The 16,117-nt window shown below is 60.8% G+C and carries 15 protein-coding genes and 1 pseudogene; 11 read left to right on the top strand and 5 right to left on the bottom strand.

Features of this window, described 5'->3' with window-relative positions; all coding sequences use genetic code 11:
* The 7 genes and pseudogenes from NKJ84_RS31415 to NKJ84_RS31385 form a co-directional block, all read left to right on the top strand.
* A pseudogene (locus NKJ84_RS31415) lies at positions 1–244 on the top strand (hypothetical protein); the annotation flags it as partial.
* Between the two features lie 183 nt (positions 245–427).
* Entirely contained in the window at positions 428–1,471 is a 1,044-nt protein-coding gene (locus NKJ84_RS31410; RefSeq protein WP_352509753.1) for a TrbL/VirB6 family protein, read from the top strand.
* Positions 1,472–1,545: 74 nt separating this feature from the next.
* Positions 1,546–2,259 (top strand): VirB8 family type IV secretion system protein, encoded by a 714-nt coding sequence (locus NKJ84_RS31405; RefSeq protein ID WP_352509755.1) that lies wholly within the window; start codon positions 1,546–1,548, stop codon positions 2,257–2,259.
* The gene (locus tag NKJ84_RS31400) at positions 2,256–3,053 is read left to right on the top strand and encodes a TrbG/VirB9 family P-type conjugative transfer protein (RefSeq protein WP_352509751.1); all 798 of its coding nucleotides are present in this window, start codon (positions 2,256–2,258) and stop codon (positions 3,051–3,053) included. The genes NKJ84_RS31405 and NKJ84_RS31400 overlap by 4 nt, the downstream gene beginning before the upstream one ends.
* Positions 3,053–4,516: a type IV secretion system protein VirB10 gene (gene virB10, locus NKJ84_RS31395; RefSeq protein ID WP_352509750.1), complete on the top strand. Its 1,464-nt coding sequence runs from the start codon at positions 3,053–3,055 to the stop codon at positions 4,514–4,516. The genes NKJ84_RS31400 and virB10 overlap by 1 nt, the downstream gene beginning before the upstream one ends.
* Positions 4,513–5,538: a P-type DNA transfer ATPase VirB11 gene (virB11, locus tag NKJ84_RS31390; RefSeq protein ID WP_352509749.1), complete on the top strand. Its 1,026-nt coding sequence runs from the start codon at positions 4,513–4,515 to the stop codon at positions 5,536–5,538. The genes virB10 and virB11 overlap by 4 nt, the downstream gene beginning before the upstream one ends.
* Before the next feature lie 40 nt (positions 5,539–5,578).
* A complete protein-coding gene (locus NKJ84_RS31385; RefSeq protein WP_352509747.1) occupies positions 5,579–7,696 on the top strand; it encodes a type IV secretory system conjugative DNA transfer family protein in 2,118 nt (705 codons plus the stop codon).
* A gap of 171 nt (positions 7,697–7,867) precedes the next feature.
* Here the strand turns inward: NKJ84_RS31385 and NKJ84_RS31380 are convergent, their stop codons facing one another.
* Positions 7,868–8,503 carry a LysE family translocator gene (locus NKJ84_RS31380; RefSeq protein ID WP_352509745.1) on the bottom strand — a complete coding sequence of 212 codons (636 nt, stop codon included), beginning with the start codon at positions 8,501–8,503 and terminating at the stop codon, positions 7,868–7,870.
* Positions 8,504–8,524: 21 nt separating this feature from the next.
* Complete coding sequence (locus NKJ84_RS31375; protein ID WP_352509743.1) at positions 8,525–9,685, bottom strand: trans-sulfuration enzyme family protein; 1,161 nt, start codon at positions 9,683–9,685, stop codon at positions 8,525–8,527.
* Between the two features lie 86 nt (positions 9,686–9,771).
* On the opposite strand from NKJ84_RS31375, the gene NKJ84_RS31370 reads away from it, so the two are divergent.
* Positions 9,772–10,437 carry a helix-turn-helix domain-containing protein gene (locus tag NKJ84_RS31370; RefSeq protein WP_352509742.1) on the top strand — a complete coding sequence of 222 codons (666 nt, stop codon included), beginning with the start codon at positions 9,772–9,774 and terminating at the stop codon, positions 10,435–10,437.
* Positions 10,406–11,104, top strand: coding sequence for an FMN-binding negative transcriptional regulator (locus tag NKJ84_RS31365; RefSeq protein ID WP_352509740.1), 699 nt, complete (start codon positions 10,406–10,408; stop codon positions 11,102–11,104). The genes NKJ84_RS31370 and NKJ84_RS31365 overlap by 32 nt, the downstream gene beginning before the upstream one ends.
* Before the next feature lie 243 nt (positions 11,105–11,347).
* On the opposite strand, the gene NKJ84_RS31360 is transcribed toward NKJ84_RS31365, so the two are convergent.
* On the bottom strand, positions 11,348–12,880 hold the full coding sequence (locus tag NKJ84_RS31360) for a relaxase/mobilization nuclease domain-containing protein (RefSeq protein ID WP_352509738.1): 1,533 nt from the start codon (positions 12,878–12,880) through the stop codon (positions 11,348–11,350).
* A gap of 704 nt (positions 12,881–13,584) precedes the next feature.
* Entirely contained in the window at positions 13,585–13,992 is a 408-nt protein-coding gene (locus NKJ84_RS31355) for a plasmid mobilization protein (RefSeq protein WP_352509736.1), read from the bottom strand.
* A gap of 378 nt (positions 13,993–14,370) precedes the next feature.
* Here NKJ84_RS31355 and NKJ84_RS31350 point away from each other — a divergent pair, with 378 nt between their 5' ends.
* Both NKJ84_RS31350 and NKJ84_RS31345 read left to right on the top strand, forming a co-directional pair.
* Positions 14,371–15,132 carry a nucleotide-binding protein gene (locus NKJ84_RS31350; protein ID WP_352509754.1) on the top strand — a complete coding sequence of 254 codons (762 nt, stop codon included), beginning with the start codon at positions 14,371–14,373 and terminating at the stop codon, positions 15,130–15,132.
* Complete coding sequence (locus NKJ84_RS31345; RefSeq protein ID WP_352509735.1) at positions 15,129–15,527, top strand: hypothetical protein; 399 nt, start codon at positions 15,129–15,131, stop codon at positions 15,525–15,527. Before NKJ84_RS31350 ends, NKJ84_RS31345 begins: the two co-directional genes overlap by 4 nt.
* Positions 15,528–15,644: 117 nt before the next feature.
* On the opposite strand, the gene NKJ84_RS31340 is transcribed toward NKJ84_RS31345, so the two are convergent.
* Positions 15,645–15,986: a hypothetical protein gene (locus NKJ84_RS31340; RefSeq protein WP_352509733.1), complete on the bottom strand. Its 342-nt coding sequence runs from the start codon at positions 15,984–15,986 to the stop codon at positions 15,645–15,647.
* Positions 15,987–16,117: the final 131 nt, after the last annotated feature.

Below are 16,117 nucleotides of genomic sequence, written 5' to 3'. Positions count from 1 at the left end.
TCTGCAGTCCGCGAGTGGCCAAATCGGGCAGTCGCAGGACGTCAAGGGATCGGTGGACCAGAACACACGAATGCAGCTGGAAAACGCGCGCGCGGTCAACGAACTGATCGGCGTGCAGAACGGTGCGGTCGCGGCCCTGAATGAGAAGCTGAAGGGAGATCTTCTTCGCCAGAGCCAGGTGCAAAAGATGATGACGCCGCGCACCGTCAATCCATTCGCGGAATTCGGCAAGAGCGGGGGCTGAGCGCTTGTCGAGGCGAGTCCTGCGCATATGCGTTGTGATTGGGCTCGGCGCGGGGCTTTTTGGATGCGCTAATCGCGAACTGAAAGCTCCGTGCGGGCCTTTGGCGTATGCCCACACCGACGAATGCGGCGCGCTGAAGCCGGTCAATTCAACGCCGTTCGCCAGCATCATTGACGAGGATCCATGAACGGTCTCGCCGCAAGCATCCTCGGTGGCATTGACAACATCGGCGAGGACTTCGTTCGCACCGTCTATATGCAGTTGGGCAATGCGATGGGCAACGTCTTCACGCTGATGCTGACCCTTTATATCGTGTGGTGGGGCTATTCGATTTTGAGCGGGCGTGAGTCGATTTCGCCAATCGAAGCGGCCTATCGCCTCGGCCGCGCCGTCATCATCTATCTGCTGCTGACCAGATGGGGCACATTTTCCGCGACGATCTATCAGCTCGTGCAAAGCATTCCAGACGAGGTCGGTAAGGTGATCGTCGGCGCCGTGTCGCGGGCCACCGGCAATCAGCTCAGCGATCAGGCGGCAATTCCAGCGCTGATCGACAATCTCTACCAAGGGGCGCAGGACGTCGCCAATCAGGTCTATAGCGGATCCTTCTATGACATTTTTGGCGCGCTCTTGTCGCTGCTCGTCCTGCTGTCTGCCATCATCTTCGCAGCGCTTGCCATTGCCGCGATCATCGCCGCCAAGGTGATGTTGTTCATCACGCTGGCCTTGGCGCCGATATGGATCGTTCTCTGGCTTTACCGATGGTCCTCGCGCATGAGCGAAGGCTTCCTTTCGCTGAGCACCTTCCTGATGATCCAGCAAATCCTGATCTACGGCTTTCTCGGTTTCTACTTCTCGCTCGTCAATGCGGCGCTGAACACCGCCACGTCCGGCGGAGCGACCATGGACAGCAAAATGTCGCTGGTGCTGCCGTTGGTGCTGGTGACGATCATCGGCATCTACGTTCTCATGCAGATACCTTCGATTGCTTCGATCCTGAATGGCGGCGGATATCTCAGCACCGTGGGAGCATACAATCCTTATAGAAACTTCGGCAGAAACGCTGTGCGCTACTCCGGTGCACGATGGGTCGCCGGCCGCGCCGCTCTGGGCGCCCGGCAGCTCGCGGCAAACAGTTTTCGAACTTCGCGAGCAGCGAGGGCGGATGCCGCAACCCGGTCCGCCATCCAGCAAGGTGCGCGCGATAACTCCAGGCCTCTGGCCTAAACGAGAACACAACGATCACCGATCGCGGCGTGGATCAGAATGCGTCGCGCAAACGAGGCAATAGTAACGTGACAATGCCAGTGGAAACGGCTGCTGACCGCAGCAGCGAACTCGTCGACAAGCGCTATTACAGGGCTGGCGCGACCTGGGAAGATGACACGCACCGGTCAATGCGCCGATCGCGCACATTGGCCTGGATCGTCAGCGGCGTTTCCGGATTGGTTGCGATGCTGTCGCTGCTGGCGCTCGTGCTGATCCTGCCGCTCCGGCAGTTCGAACCGTATGTTGTCGAGGTCGACAAATCGACGGGCTACCTCGAGATCATGCGCGCGCTGAAGCCTGGCGATTTGTCCCAGAACGAGGCCGTCACGGCGGCCAATCTGGTGCGCTATATCAGGGCCCGCGAAACCTACGATTCCCGTGAACTGAAACAGAATTACGACCTGGCCCAGCTCTACTCCACCGACGCGGCATCCAAGGATTTGACGTGGCTTTATACGCCTGCAAATCCACAATCGCTCGACAAGATTTTTGGCCGCAATGTCACTGTCTCGGTCGAGATCAAGTCCGTTTCCCTGCTCAATCGCAACACGGCCTCGGTGCGCTTTGCCACGACGACGCGCCGGGACAATTCGTCCACCGCCGACAATTGGGTGGCGGTGATAAAGTTCCGCTACACCTCAACGCCGCTCAAGAACGAATGGCGTTTCGACAACCCGTTGGGATTTCAGGTTACGGATTACCGCCGCGACCAGGAATCGGCGCCGGCCGCGGGAAGCCTGCAATGAGATGGCGCATGGGCCTCGCCCTGTCGGCCGCCCTTTTCCTCGGCATTACCCACAACGCGGCCGCACGCGACGGCCGCATCCGATATGTCACCTTCAACAATGACGACGTAACCTCGGTGCGCGCCGCTCTTGGCATTTCGACGATGGTCGAGCTCAGCCCGACCGAAGTCATCGAAACCGTTTCCGCCGGCGACACGAAAGGCTGGTCGATCATCCCCAAACGCGGATCGCGATTTCTGTTCGTCAAGCCGCTGGAGCGCGATGCGTGGACCAATGTCAACGTGGTCACCAACCGGCGCGTCTATTCCCTGCTGCTGCAGGCGACTGACAACAGCCGTGACCGGGCATCCTTCCAGGTTCGGTTCAAATACCCGGACGAGGATATCAACGCGCTCCTGCTCTCACAGGCCAAGGAGAGCGCCGCCGATCCGGATTTGAAGGATCTGAATTATGCCGATCTCAATTACGACTACGCCTACAAGGGCGACGACAGCTTGAAGCCGCGCACCGTATTCGACGACGGCACCAAGGTGTTTCTGGAGTTCAAGGGCGACATTCCGGCTATTTTCGTTGTCGACGACAAGCGCCATGAGTCGCTGGTCAACGTTCGCACGCAGGGCAAATACACAGTCATCGACAAGGTCGCGCGGCAATTCACCTTGCGGGCCGATGGCAAGACGCTCTGCCTCTACAACCGGGCGCGACCCAACGCTATCGATCCCGTCGAGCAAGTCTACGGTCCAACGAAACTGACACGCGGTTCCACCCTGTTCGGATCCAGCGGAGGGCGCTAATGTCCCAGATCGATTATAACCAACTGGATGGTAGCCCGACGGTCGCTCGCCGTGGTGCGGGCGTCGGTACCAGGATCGCCCTGGTCAGCCTCGGCGTAGTGCTGGTAGGCGCGCTGATATGGCTGAACTGGCCCCGGGAGCCTGTATCGCGCGATCTTCGCAGCGATGGCGAGGAAAACTTCAACCCGCCCGAGTTCCGCCCGCCGGCGTTGAACGAACCGCCGCAACCTGCCGACGGCACGGTCGACCAGATCGTGGTGCCGCCACCGGCCGCCGACCAGGGCGGCACGCAACAGGCCGATAATGTCGATCAGACCGTGCAGGAGGGCGTGGATCTCGATGCGCAGCGGCGCGCGCTGGAGGCGCAAATGGCGGCCGAGGAGGCTCGCCGCAAGGCAGAGGCGGAAGAAGCCCGCCGCAAGGCCGCGGCGGAGGACGAGGCTCGCCGTAAGGCAGAGGCCGCCGAGCGCGAAAAAGCGGTGTGGGAACGCCTGCGGTCGAACCAGATGGTGACGAGTGATCAAACCGCCTCGACGGATGCCGGCGCCCAGGCGGCGCAGGTCGAAATTGCTCCCGACGGTCAGATCATCCCGGTCCCCGGCGCCGACAGTGATCCCAACAAGGCATTCTTGGCGCAGTCTGAGGCAAGTTCTTCCGGCATCGTCAAAGCCAGGGCGTTCCGACGTACCGACGCGTTGATCCCCGAAGGAACGATCATTCGCGGCTATTTGGAAACCGCCGTCAACACCGACCTACCTGGCGCCGTGCGCGCTGTCGTGCGTGAGGATGTCTTCTCGCTCGACGGCAGGCGGATCCTCATTCCGAAGGGCTCGCGCCTGACCGGGGAATACCGCTCGGGGCTTGCGCGCGGTCAAAAGCGTGTTTTCATCGTCTGGAGCAGGGTCATCCGCTCGGACGGCATTTCCGTTGATATCAAGTCGCCCGGGGCCGACGCGCTCGGCCGGGGTGGCATGGCCGGCCGTGTCGATACGCACTGGCTTGAACGCTACGGCAACGCCATCATGCTTTCCGTCGTTGGTGGTGTCTCTGAATATCTGTCCTCGCTTTCCGATAGCAGCCAGAATGGACAACAGCGCCAGGTGTCGACGGTCGATCCGGTAACCGGTGAGACCACCACCGTAACTTATGGTGGCAATGGCTCGCAGCGCGACGCCCGCAGCATCGCGTTCGATAAGTCATCGACCGCCTTGCAACAACTCACTCAAGAGGCGTTTCGCGACACGCAGAATATTGGCCCGACAGTCTACGTCGACCAGGGCACATCGATTGTCGTGCTGGTGCGGCGAGATCTCGATTTCTCGGATTTGTACGCCGATCCCTTTCAGGAAGAAGTTGCCCGTCTGAAGGCCGGTGGGCGACCGAAGACGGCGATCGATCCGACGCCTCTCTACGGGACGCCGAAGGATCATTTCTATCCCGGCTACGGGAGCCCGGTGAAATGAATGCCGTGCATCCCCTCTCCGATCCATGGGCGAGAGCCCCGGTCCTGCGCGCTCATCTAGAGCCGATATGGTCCTATTTGAACGAAGATGCGGTGTCCGAGATTGCGATCAACAGGCCCGGTGAATTGTTCATCGAACGCCTTGGCGCGAAGGAAATGGAGCACGTCGTCAAGCGCGAGGTCACGCCCGGCTGGATTAGGCATATCTCGACCGGCGTTGCCTCGGCGACAAATCAGGTCATCAACGAAGAAAAGCCGGTCCTGTCGGCCGCGCTACCCTCGGGTGAGCGCATCCAGTGCATCTTGCCGCCAGCGGCTCCCGAAGGCGGGGCGATCTCGATCCGCAAGCAGGTCATCATGGATATGAGCCTCGCTGCCTACAAGGATCTCGGCGCATTCGAAAACACGGCGATGGGCAGCGGCCTGGCGCTTTCGGCCGAAGAAAAGCGGCTTGTCGAGATGTTGCACGACACGTCGCCGATGGACTTCCTGCAATATGCGGTGCGCAACCGTGTCTCGATCGTCGTTTCAGGCGGCACGTCGACCGGCAAGACGACGTTTTTGAATGCGCTCCTGAAGGAGATCCCGGCCCATGAACGGATCATCACGATCGAAGACACCCGCGAACTGAGGCTGCCGGCTCCCAACAACGTCACCCTGATAGCCTCGAAGGGCGACCAGGGCCTTGCCAAGGTCTCCGCGCAACAGCTGCTTGAGGCGTCGCTTCGCATGCGACCCGACCGTCTGCTATTGGGCGAGTTGCGCGGCGCTGAGACCTTCGCGTTTCTCCAGGCGATCAACACCGGCCATCCGGGTTCGCTCACCACCGTTCATGCCAATTCCGCCCGGTCCGCCTACGAGCGGCTGGCGCTGATGGTCATGCAGGGCAGTTCGGGCCTCTCACGAAGCGAAATCCTCGACTATCTGCGCGAGGTCATTCCGGTGGTCGTTCAGATGGTCCGCACCGAAGGCGGACGGCGCGGCATCAGCGAGATCAAGTTCACCAAGGCGGAGACAATCTAGCGGGGGCCCATCCATCCAGAAAGTCGCAACAGCAATTTTCATGATGCTTATGGCGATGGCCCTAGGCGTCCTGCTCTTCACGGTCGCCTATGCCGCGACTGATTGGTACCGGACCGGCTCCCACGTCCTGTTCGACCAGCTGAACGTCAATCCCTTGCCGGTCGTTCGTCAGGCCTGGGCGGACACGATGGCGAGGGATCTTGGCCGGGTGCAATACGCCGTTGCCGCAGGGGCATTGGGGTTTCTTGCGCCACTGGTCGGCCTGATTCTCATGCGCCCGAGAAAGCGCAATGACTCTCGCTTCATGACGATGAGCGACGTATCGAAAACCGGCCTGACGAAAGTTGGCGGCGTCTTCGTCGGTCGAGCCGGCGGCAGGCTTGCCGGAATTCTGTCGCCCAGCCGCGATCAGCGCTCCGGCAAGATCCGCCTGACGCAGCGCAGGCTGATCGGCGGTAAGAAATTGTGGATTGAGGGCGATGATGTCGGCGGCTTCGTCATAGGGCCGCCGCGCTCCGGTAAAGGCACTTCTCTCATCATCCCGAACGCCCTGACCTGGCCGCATTCGCTCGTCGTTCTCGACCTGCGTGGCGAGACCTATGCGGCCACCGCCGGCTACCGTTCAACCATGAGCCGCGTGGTGCGTTTCGCGCCAGCTGATCCCGACGGCAATACCGCATGCTACAATCCCATGGACTTTATTTCACTGGATTCGGCGCAGCGCGACATTGACCTTCGCAATGTCGCTGCGGCGCTGTTTCCGCGACCGCCCTCAAATTCAGACCCGTATTGGGTTAATGACGCCCGCCTCCTTTTTACCGGCATAGCGTCCCTCGTCATGGAATCGCCAGCGATCCCGAACGACAAGAAGACCTTTGCCACAATCCTCGAGATCATGAACGGCGCCGAGCAGCCGCTGCTGGAGTTCATCGGCTCGCTGCGCGAGGAACGCCGCCGCGAATGCTCGCATTTCACCCTGCAAACCCTGCTGCCATATTTCGAGATGTCTGAGCGGCAGTTTTCCGGAATCTACGCCGGCGTACGTACCGGCATGGCCCCCTTTCTCAACGAGCGCCTGATGCGAGCTACGTCGCGCAGCACGTTCGATATTCGCAGGCTCAAGTGCGACCGGATGTCTCTCTACCTCGACGTGCGGCGCGAGCAGATTACGTCGCTTGGACCGTTGTTCAACGTCCTGATTACGCAGATGATGAACTTCATGTCGGAAAGTCTGCCGCAGCCGGGAGAGCATCCGGTGCTTGTGCTGCTCGACGAGTTCCAGAACCTCGGCAAGCTCGAGAACGTCACCGAAATGGCGAGTGTGCTCGGCGGCAACGGTGTTTCGATGTGGTTTTTCGTGCAGTCGCTGAAGGCTGTAGACGAGATCTATCGCCAGGAGGGGCGCAAGACACTTATCAACGCGGCTCGCGTGCAGATCTTTTTCGGTGCGCAGGACGCGGACGATCTGCGCTACGTTTCCGAGCAGCTCGGCGAAACGTCGGACGTGCAGAAGGACGTGACGCGCACCAAGGCAACGTTGTTCGACACTTATTACACGCGCTCGGAGCACCGCAAGGAAGTGCGGCGGCCCCTGATGCGGCCAGATGAAATCCGTACGCTCGACAAGAACAAGGTCATCATATTGCCGCGTGGCGAACTGCCAATCCTCGGCACGCGCAATTTCTATTTCGCCGACGGCCAGCTCGCAAAACGCGCGTTCATGCCGCTGCCGACCTCTATCGAGGTTTCCCGCACGAAAAGCCCAGCGTTCAACGCTTCTGCGGCGGCTCCAAGTCCTGCGCTGCCGACGATTGTGCCGACAGCACCTGCGTACCGCTCAGGCCTCTTACAGATACGCCTGCGGCGCGGCGCGACATTCGCCGCAAAAGCTGGCCGTATGGCTCCGCAGCGGGGCCGGCGCGCAATCGCAAAAGAACGGCCGACAGCCGACGCCGCAGCCGTACCAGTCTATGCAGCCATAGATTTTTCCGCTTTGGCGGCCAAAGCGGTGACAACACGCATAGCGCCCGACAAGGAAGCGGCGGTTGCAGCGATCCTGAATAAGGTGCGATCTCTGCGCGCCAACGCATCCGACACCGAGACTTTCGATCGAAATCTGAGCATCGTCGAAGATGTTCTGCCTGATCTAGTCGATTAGCCCGAGCAATCCACGGCGATCGCCGATAGTGAGCCTCCCGCGCAACCGTAACAGGGCGCATTTTTGATGCGCCAGCCGCCACGTAAAGCGGTGCCAGAGATGCCCTCCACCTCGGGACTTGACCCCCTCGCTCCCGCTACTCGTCGCGAGGCAGTTGTTCAAGAGATTCTTTCAGGTTCGCCAAAGCAGGAGCCGCAGCCCCGCAAAACCAAAGGCGACGGCTAAAACAACTTCAATGCCTCGCCGCGCACGCCGGTAGATTCTGACCATGGGCTGCGTGGAAAACAGGACGGCATACCCGCAGAACATTGTGACGCTAAGCGCTGCGCATCCTGCAAGGATGACGGTGACATCCGTAGGCGAGGCGTCCGGTCCAAGCCCTAGCGTCACCAGTGCAATCCAGGCGAGAATCGATTTCGGATTGCTGAGGTGCATCAGCAATCCGCGCCTGTAGAGACGGAGCCCTGAGATCGGCCGGCGCGCTGTACTGGGCGTGGCATCATGCTGGTCCGGTGTCAGAGCACCCCTTCCTGCCTTGAAAGCTAAATAGAGCAGATAACAGCCTCCGAGAACCTTTACAATCACGAGCGCCTGGGCGTAGCTTGCCAAAAGCGCGGAGATGCCTGTCGCCGCCATGATGCCCCAAAAAATCGATCCGGTGACGACGCCGGCTGACAAAGCAAGGGCTGCTTGGCGCCCTTGCTGCATTGCCGTTCCCATGATCCGCATTGTGCTGGGACCCGGGCTCCCCGCTGCAACGACGTAGGCCGTATAGACAATTAGCAGGTGGTTCAGGTGGTCGAGCATCTTGGATCTTTCGCCGGTCTCTTACGCCTGATTCATTTCGGGGACTACGCCCCCAGACGTCGCACTGAGAGCCTGCATCAGGTCGTCGATAATGTCCTGATGGTGCTCGAGCCCAACGGACATTCGCAGCAATCCGCCTGGCGCCTTGGACTTCGCACCCTCGACAGATGCCCGATGCTCGATCAGAGAGTGCGTCCCGCCCAGGCTTGTCGCCCGGACGACAAGCTGGAGGCTGCCGGCCACCGCCATCGCGGCATCGGTTCCACCTTCGACGATAAAGGAAAGCATCGCTCCGTAACCGCTCATTTGCCGCTTAGCGAGATCGTGTCCCGGATCAGTTTGCAGGCCAGGAAAGAGTACTTTTTCGACGCGCGGATGAGATGCCAAGGCGTCAGCAACCTTCTGGGCGCCTTCGCAATGCGCGCGCATGCGTACCGGCAATGTCTGCAGGCCCCGCAATGCAAGCCAGCAGTCGAAGGGCGCTGCGACACTGCCCTTGTGTTTCTGGACCATCCGTAGCGGCCGTCCGAGTGGCGACGGTTGCGGGACAACAACGACGCCCGCCATCAAATCGGAATGGCCGCCAATGTACTTTGTTGCCGAGTGCATGACCGCGTCCGCCCCAAGTTCAAGCGGCCGCTGAAGCACGGGCGTGGCCCACGTGTTGTCCACCACCGCCAAGGCACCTGCGTCGTGCGCGATTTTGCAGATGGCCGGAATCTCGACAACGCGGATCATCGGGTTTGACGGCGTCTCGACCCATACGAGGCCAGTCCGCTGTGACGTGACCGCGGCGCGCACCGCATCCAGATCGCGCATATCGACCGCGGCGAAGTCGAAGCGAGACCCGATATCGGTTTCGTCAATCAGCGAGCGGATGCCAAAATACATGTCGTCAGGAAGAACGATCCGTCCCGTCGAGGGATGGCTCTCAAATACCGCAGCGATTGCAGCCATGCCCGACGCAAAGGCGATGCCTTCGTATCCTCCCTCGAGCGCGGCCATCGCCGACTCGAATGCATTGCGCGTCGGATTTGCATCGCGAGTATACTCGAACTCAAACGGAAACGAGCCGTCGGCACCGCGCTCAAACGTCGTGCTGGTATGAAGCGGTAATGAAACCGCGCCGGTCGATGGATCGACAGCTCGACCGCTATGGATAGCCTTCGTTTCAAAGCGCACTGGCCAATTCCTGTTTATGGCGCGGTTGCAATTTTGCGCCGGTCATTATATTGACCTTAGGCTACGAGCGAACCGAAGTCAATATAATGACCGACACCCCGACACCTTTAGAGACTGAGCAGGCGCTCGGCCATGCGATTGCGATCCGGATTCAGGATCTGAGACGCGATCAAAACCTGACTCTTGATCGACTGGCCAAACTGACCGGCCTCTCGAAAGGGACGGTTGTCGCGCTTGAACAGGGTAAGGCAAACCCGAGTATCGGCATCCTTTGCCGTCTGGCGGCGGCGTTTTCGCTATCGGTTGCCGATCTGCTGAACGAGGCGCCTTCCATAGCCCCCGACCTTCCGATCGAACGGAGCGTGTCCAGGACGCTTTGGACAAGCGGCAAAGGCGGCCGGGCACAGCTTCACACATCGACCTCGGGACGCACGATGTTCGAACTTTGGAGCTGGGTCCTCATGCCGGGTGATGTGTTTGCCGCCGATGCGCACAGTCCCGATACGCGCGAACTGCTCTCGGTTACCCAGGGTTCGCTTAAGGTCACGGTAGGCAGCCACGAGATCATTCTAGATGCAGGCGAGAGTGCGCGCCTCGTTACAGATCAACCCCACTCGTATGCCGCGGCATCTGACGTGCCCGCCCACTTCTCGATGGCGGTTCTTGAACGCGGCGGACAGCGGGTTCCGGCACCCTCGTCGCAGGCAGCGAAGTCGCCCGTTGCTGTTTCGCAAGACCTCGCCGACCACTGACAACTGCCCTTCAACAGGAGATCCACCTTTGTACGTTCCTCCGCATTTCGCCGTGCCCGATCAGAACGCCCTCTTCGATCTTATCGAAAAACACCCGTTTGGTATCCTGATCACCCACAGCAATGGCTCACTCGACGCCAACCATATCCCCTTCGAGCTCGACCGCTCAAAGGGCGACAAGGGCGTCCTCAATTGCCATGTCGCCCGTAAAAACCCGGTCTGGACTGAGGTTGCCAATGGCGATGAGGTCCTCGTCGTCTTCCGAGCGGCCGACGCCTACATCTCGCCGAACTGGTATCCCAGCAAGCACGAATTCCATAAGCAGGTGCCGACCTGGAACTATCTCGTTGCCCACGCCCATGGTCGCATCACCGTCCGGGACGATGAGCGCTATGTGCGCCGCAACGTTGCGAAGCTCACTCACATGCACGAGGCCAACCAGCCGGCCCCGTGGAAGATGGGCGACGCGCCGAAGGATTTCATTGACACAATGGCCAAAGCGATCGTGGCCTTGGAGATCGAGATCACCAGCCTGGCTGGAAAATTCAAGCTCAGTCAGAACAAAGAGCTGCGCGACATCCAGAACGCCGGCGAGACCCTGACCGCTCAAGGCGCTGTTGAAGTGGGACAGGCGATGCTCGCGGCCGCGGCAGCCAAATCCCAATAGCATCTAACTTGTCCCGACGAAGCTGCCGATGCTGGATCCCAACGGGTGACCTCGAGAGACAAATGCTTCGGCTCGCCGGAAACGCGACCAGCATCTGACCACCCGCGTTGCGGCAGGTAGCAACATTTCAATATAATGCGCCGCAATGACATGCGTGACCCTGAACCTTCAAAGCACGAACGAGCCTCGGCGACATTTGCCTGCACTCTCCCGCGCCTTAAAGGGCCGGCAAGCGATCTTTGTTCAGCGCTCGTAATCGTTATCATTTGAGCGCTGGGTCTTGCGGTCCTGCTCTTCCGCCTGCTGAGCCTTCTGTTTGTTCGCGTCCTTCTGCTTGGCTCTCATCTCCTGCTCGGTGCCGGCGCGCGGCTGCTCCGGCTGGCGGGGATCGTCCCGAGTCGGAAGGTCTCGCCCTCGCGCCTCGCGCTCGGGGATCGGCTCGCCGCCGCCACCACCACGACGCTGTTGCTGCCGCTCGAATTGCAGCCGCGCCAGACGGTCATGCATCTTGTCGTTGACCTCTTCACGATACTGTTCGAACTGCCCTTGATGCGCCGGCGGCAGCGTCTCGCGCATGTTGTCCAGAGCCTGATTGACGCGGGCCATCTGACGCCGCATTTCCAAGGGGGTTTGCGCCATGTTCAAATCTCCTATCAGTGCATTCAATTCTCTCATACCGGGATGGGACAGGAAAGACTTCTGCCCCGATTGATCCGCTCCGCGACCCGCGGCAGGACCTGGTTGCCCCTCCCCCGTCCGATCGCGACGGAACTGCAGAAAATTGTTGCCGATCGACTCCGCTGCCGTGAGAGCCTGACCGACCACGCCCGCGGTCTGCATCGTCGTCACAGTCTTTTGCCATGCGGCAGCGATTGCATCGCCGTTCACGACAAGGGATTGTCCATCCAAACGGCGTTGCCGCTTGGCCTCCACCCGCTCGATCGTCCTGGCGCTGACCTGGTAGCGCGGATCGCTCTGGGCACGGTTGTAGGCTCCGGCATGCTCCCTCGTGAATGGCCGCGTCATCGCATGATCCATGCGCCGCGTCGCCACCATCGCGATGCCGTTCTCGCGTGCTTTTTCCGCAAAGGTCTCGCGCCAGGCGACCAGATCTGGCTTATAAAATTTCAGGCGCTCGCCGTCGGCCGACCGTGCCTGCACCATCGCATGGATATGGACGTGCTTGGTGTCCTTGTGATGCGCTAGGACGAACTTGTATCCTGGCGCTCGCTCCTCCATCACGGCGCGCGCCGCGGCCATGACGGCGTTGGCATCGGTGCCGGCTCTTGCCGAGAAAAGCAGGTGATAGGCATTGCGGCGCTCACGCCCCGAAAATTGCGGGCGCCATTGTTCGTAGACCGAAGCCGCCGCCTTGGTGGAATTCTTCGCCCCAGGCACAGGCTCGCCATTTGCGTTGCGGACCTGGTTGTGGGTGCGGATGAACTTCTGCAGGAAATATTTCGCTTTGGGTTCACGGCTGACGGCCGCCACCACCTCTGCCTTGGCGACCACCCCCGCCGCGCCCATAGCCTCAGACAAACGCGCCTCGATCTTGTCGAGCGCCTTGCTGCGCGAATTCTCCCGACCACCGGCCAGGACTCTCGCAAGCGGTCCGGCCCGCTCATCGGTGTGCGCGTAAACCTGCACCGTCTGTTCATCCTGCGCATAGACGAACGCTTTTGCACCGAAGGCCTTGTTCAACGCCTCGCTCAAGGCGGCATCGGTGACCTCGCCGGCGAGATCGAAACGAACCTCAAGAAAATTGGTGTTTTCCAAGGGCGGTTCGAACGTCTCGCAAAACGTTTCCAGGAACGCCTTTCGTGCGCCGCCTGTCGCAAGAACCTGTCCATCCTCGTCAAAAATCTCGATGTCGTGCTTCTCGCCTTTTTCGTCCTCGCGCTTTCCGATGTAATTGAGCAGCCGAGCGGCGGCTTCCTTGGTCGACGGAGGATTGGGCATGACCTTGAACACAGCAGGCTGCGCACCCGCCGCATAGCCTGCCCGTGCCGCCACGGCCCGCGCCTGATAGCCCGCCCGCGCCGCTCGTCCGGTCCCGCTCGGGCGATCGGTATCACGGCCGCCGCCGCCGCGCCGCTTCCAGTCTTCCTCCTCCTCCTCCTCTTCCGGCCGGAAACCGGCGAGCGTGGCGCCATAGACCATGATCGGCGCGCTAGCGGCGTTGGGCGAGCTAGCCGCAGCGGACTTCGGAGCACTGCTGGAGACGGAGTTCCCCACCACACCTGTCCCTCCCGGCGAAGAACGAGGGGCGTTCCTGCCACCACCTGCCGGCGAGCCGGCTTGTCCTTGCCCGAGGCGTCCGCCGCCACCGGTCTGCTCATGACTCTTCATCGCCTGGAGTTCGCCGGCCCAGCGCCCGGCGCCTCTCACGGACCTGTCATCGTCCAGGTCCTCCCACCTCCCGCCGGACTCGCCCCGCAGATAGCGTTCGATTTCGGCCGCGTAGCCGGCAAGACGACCGCTCATGGCCTGGCCTCCCTCACCTTGCGGGACCCCCCGGTCATCGCCTTCAGTTCGTCGCGGAACTGCCGCACGAGGTCCCCCACGGCGATCAGCGCCTGCTCAAGATCCTCATCATGGGCAACACGGCCGTCGTTCATCGCGCGTATGGCCTGATTGAAATTGACACCGACCCGCCGCAGCTGATCGGTCATGTCCACGATCGCCGGCCGCAATGCCTCTGACGCGATAGGCAGGTGCCCGACCCCTGCCCGCACGAGACGCCGGACGACCTCGCTGACGGTAACCCCGTCGCGCTTCGCAATGGCTTTTAGACTGGCCAGCTCGTCAGCCGAAAATCGGATGTGCGTCACCTCGCCATAGCGTCGTGACGCGCTTTTGACCGCGGCTTTCTGGGGGTCTGCATCCATCTCAAGCCCGCTTGCGGGCGCTAAGGCCCGCCAGGGCCGCGCCGCCTATTTTGTGTGTATCACAAAATAGGCTATCCTGCCAATTAAAGAATGAAAATTACGGGCGCGCGTTTTCTCACCAGCGCGGGCGAAATGTTCCAATCGTCATTTGATGCGATGTGTCTATGATGCGTTGACAACTTGTTTCCATGTTAACATGGAAACATCAGCCCTCTGATGCGCAAGCCGGAATGCGCAGTCGATGGAAAATGCGCAGTCGATGGGCCACCGGACCTGATAGCAGCTGCGCAAAAACTGGACCTTTAGCGAGCCCTTATCGATGCGCGCCTGGGTTGCCAAACCGGTTCTCCCCGTCGACAATGGCTCCATGTTTTGACCGTGATTTTGTTTCATGTATCCATGATGATTTGTTTCCATGTTAACATGGAAACAAGGAGACAACGCCGGAACGAGGCCCCCATGATCATCTCCGCTGCGATCCCCAAGGGCGGCACTGGCAAATCGACGATGCTGCGCGCCCTCGCATCCGTCGCGCTGCATCGGGGCTATTCGGTCACTCTTATCGACGGAGACCGGCGGCAGAACATGCACCGCTGGTTCCAGATGCTGGGCGAGGCTGGCAATCGTCCTGACAGGCTCACGATGGTGAGCGCGATGACGCCGCAGGAAATCCTCGACGCCGCAGCCACTCACAACGGTGAACGCTCGGTCGTCTTGATCGATACGGAAGGCACCACAAACGATAACCTCATGGCCGGGCTCTTCGCCGCCGATATTGTCGTCGTGCCGGTCTATTTTGCCCTCGACGATGTGACCGCCGCCATCCAGATCACCGACCACTACATCCCACTGGCGGTCGAGAGCCGGGGGAGACCGTTGCCTGCGATATTCGTGCTGACCAAGCAGACCATCATCGATGGCAGGGCGCGAGCCCTGACCGAACTGCGCGCCATCATCCAGGCCAACGGCACGCCCATTGCAGAACACGTCCTGCACAATCGCGTTGCCTACCGCGACCTTCAGACCGGGCAGACCCTTTACAGCCCCGAGCTGCCTGACGCGAAGGCGGTTGCCGAGAGCGAAGGGGTCTTTGACGACCTTCTGCAAACCTTCATCGAAGCCACAAGGAACGCGGCATGAGTGAAGAAACCGCGCCGAAAGCCGGTGACGACAAAAAAGCCCGCATGATGAAGGCCATCTCCACGCAGCCGCCAGCGCTGCCCAGCATGTTCATCCCACCGAAGGCCGAGCCGTCAGGGATCAAAGAGCAAGCTGCGCCACAGATGCAGGAGCCGTCCCCGGCAGTTGGGCCCGATTTCCGCAAGCTGCTGCGGCAGGGCCAGAAAAAGGACCCGATCGCCGGAAAGAAGATCCGCGAGGAGGAGATGATCCGCTGCGGGTACTATTTGACGGCGGTGGAGCAGCGGCAGTTCAAGTTGCTGGCGATCAGCAACGGGCACAGCATGACCGAACTGCTGCGAAAGGCTGTCCAGGACTATATCCGCATGCATAAGCACAAACTGCCGAAGGAATAATCGGCGGTTCGGAGTCGCTGTCTCTTGCTGTAGCGGGTGATGTTCGTGGCTCTTTTGCAACGTGCAAAAAAAGGGCCCGCGACGGAGTGTTCCGTCGCGGGCCCTGAGACGTCTTGCCTACTTGGGTTGGTTGAGGTGTTTCAGCACCTCGCCGAGGATTGTGTCTCGCACCGGACGCGCGCTGCCTGCCGCTTTGTCGTCGACCAGCTTTGCGGCCAGTTTGGGCGACAGCGGCATGAAGTCGTAGCCGTGTGAGATGGCTGCGCGGCGAAGATCCTCAAGCGTTTTGAACGCGCGATCGTGGGTGCCGAGCCAAAGACCGGGCTCGTCGGTTTCTTGGTGCGGGAATGCTTGCAGGAAGTAGGTTCGAAGTGGTGGATCGTAGCCGATGACAGCGTCTGGATCCGAGCGGCCCTGTCCGGTGACGGTGCCAGTGACAGTGATGGTGTAGCGGCTCATTGCAACCTCCTTTTGCCGGTGGGGGGGCGGGGCGGGCGCGGAGCCCCGGCGGCCGCGCCCCAAGGGCCGCAGAGTGGTGATATCGGTGGTGACCGATTATTTTTAAAAACCCACGCCGCGGGGGCGGGGGG

The sequence above is a fragment of the Mesorhizobium sp. M0048 genome (genome assembly GCF_040323405.1).
Taxonomy (GTDB): domain Bacteria; phylum Pseudomonadota; class Alphaproteobacteria; order Rhizobiales; family Rhizobiaceae; genus Mesorhizobium.
Note: the sequence above shows the minus strand (reverse complement) of the source record. Positions and strands in the feature narration are given on the sequence as shown.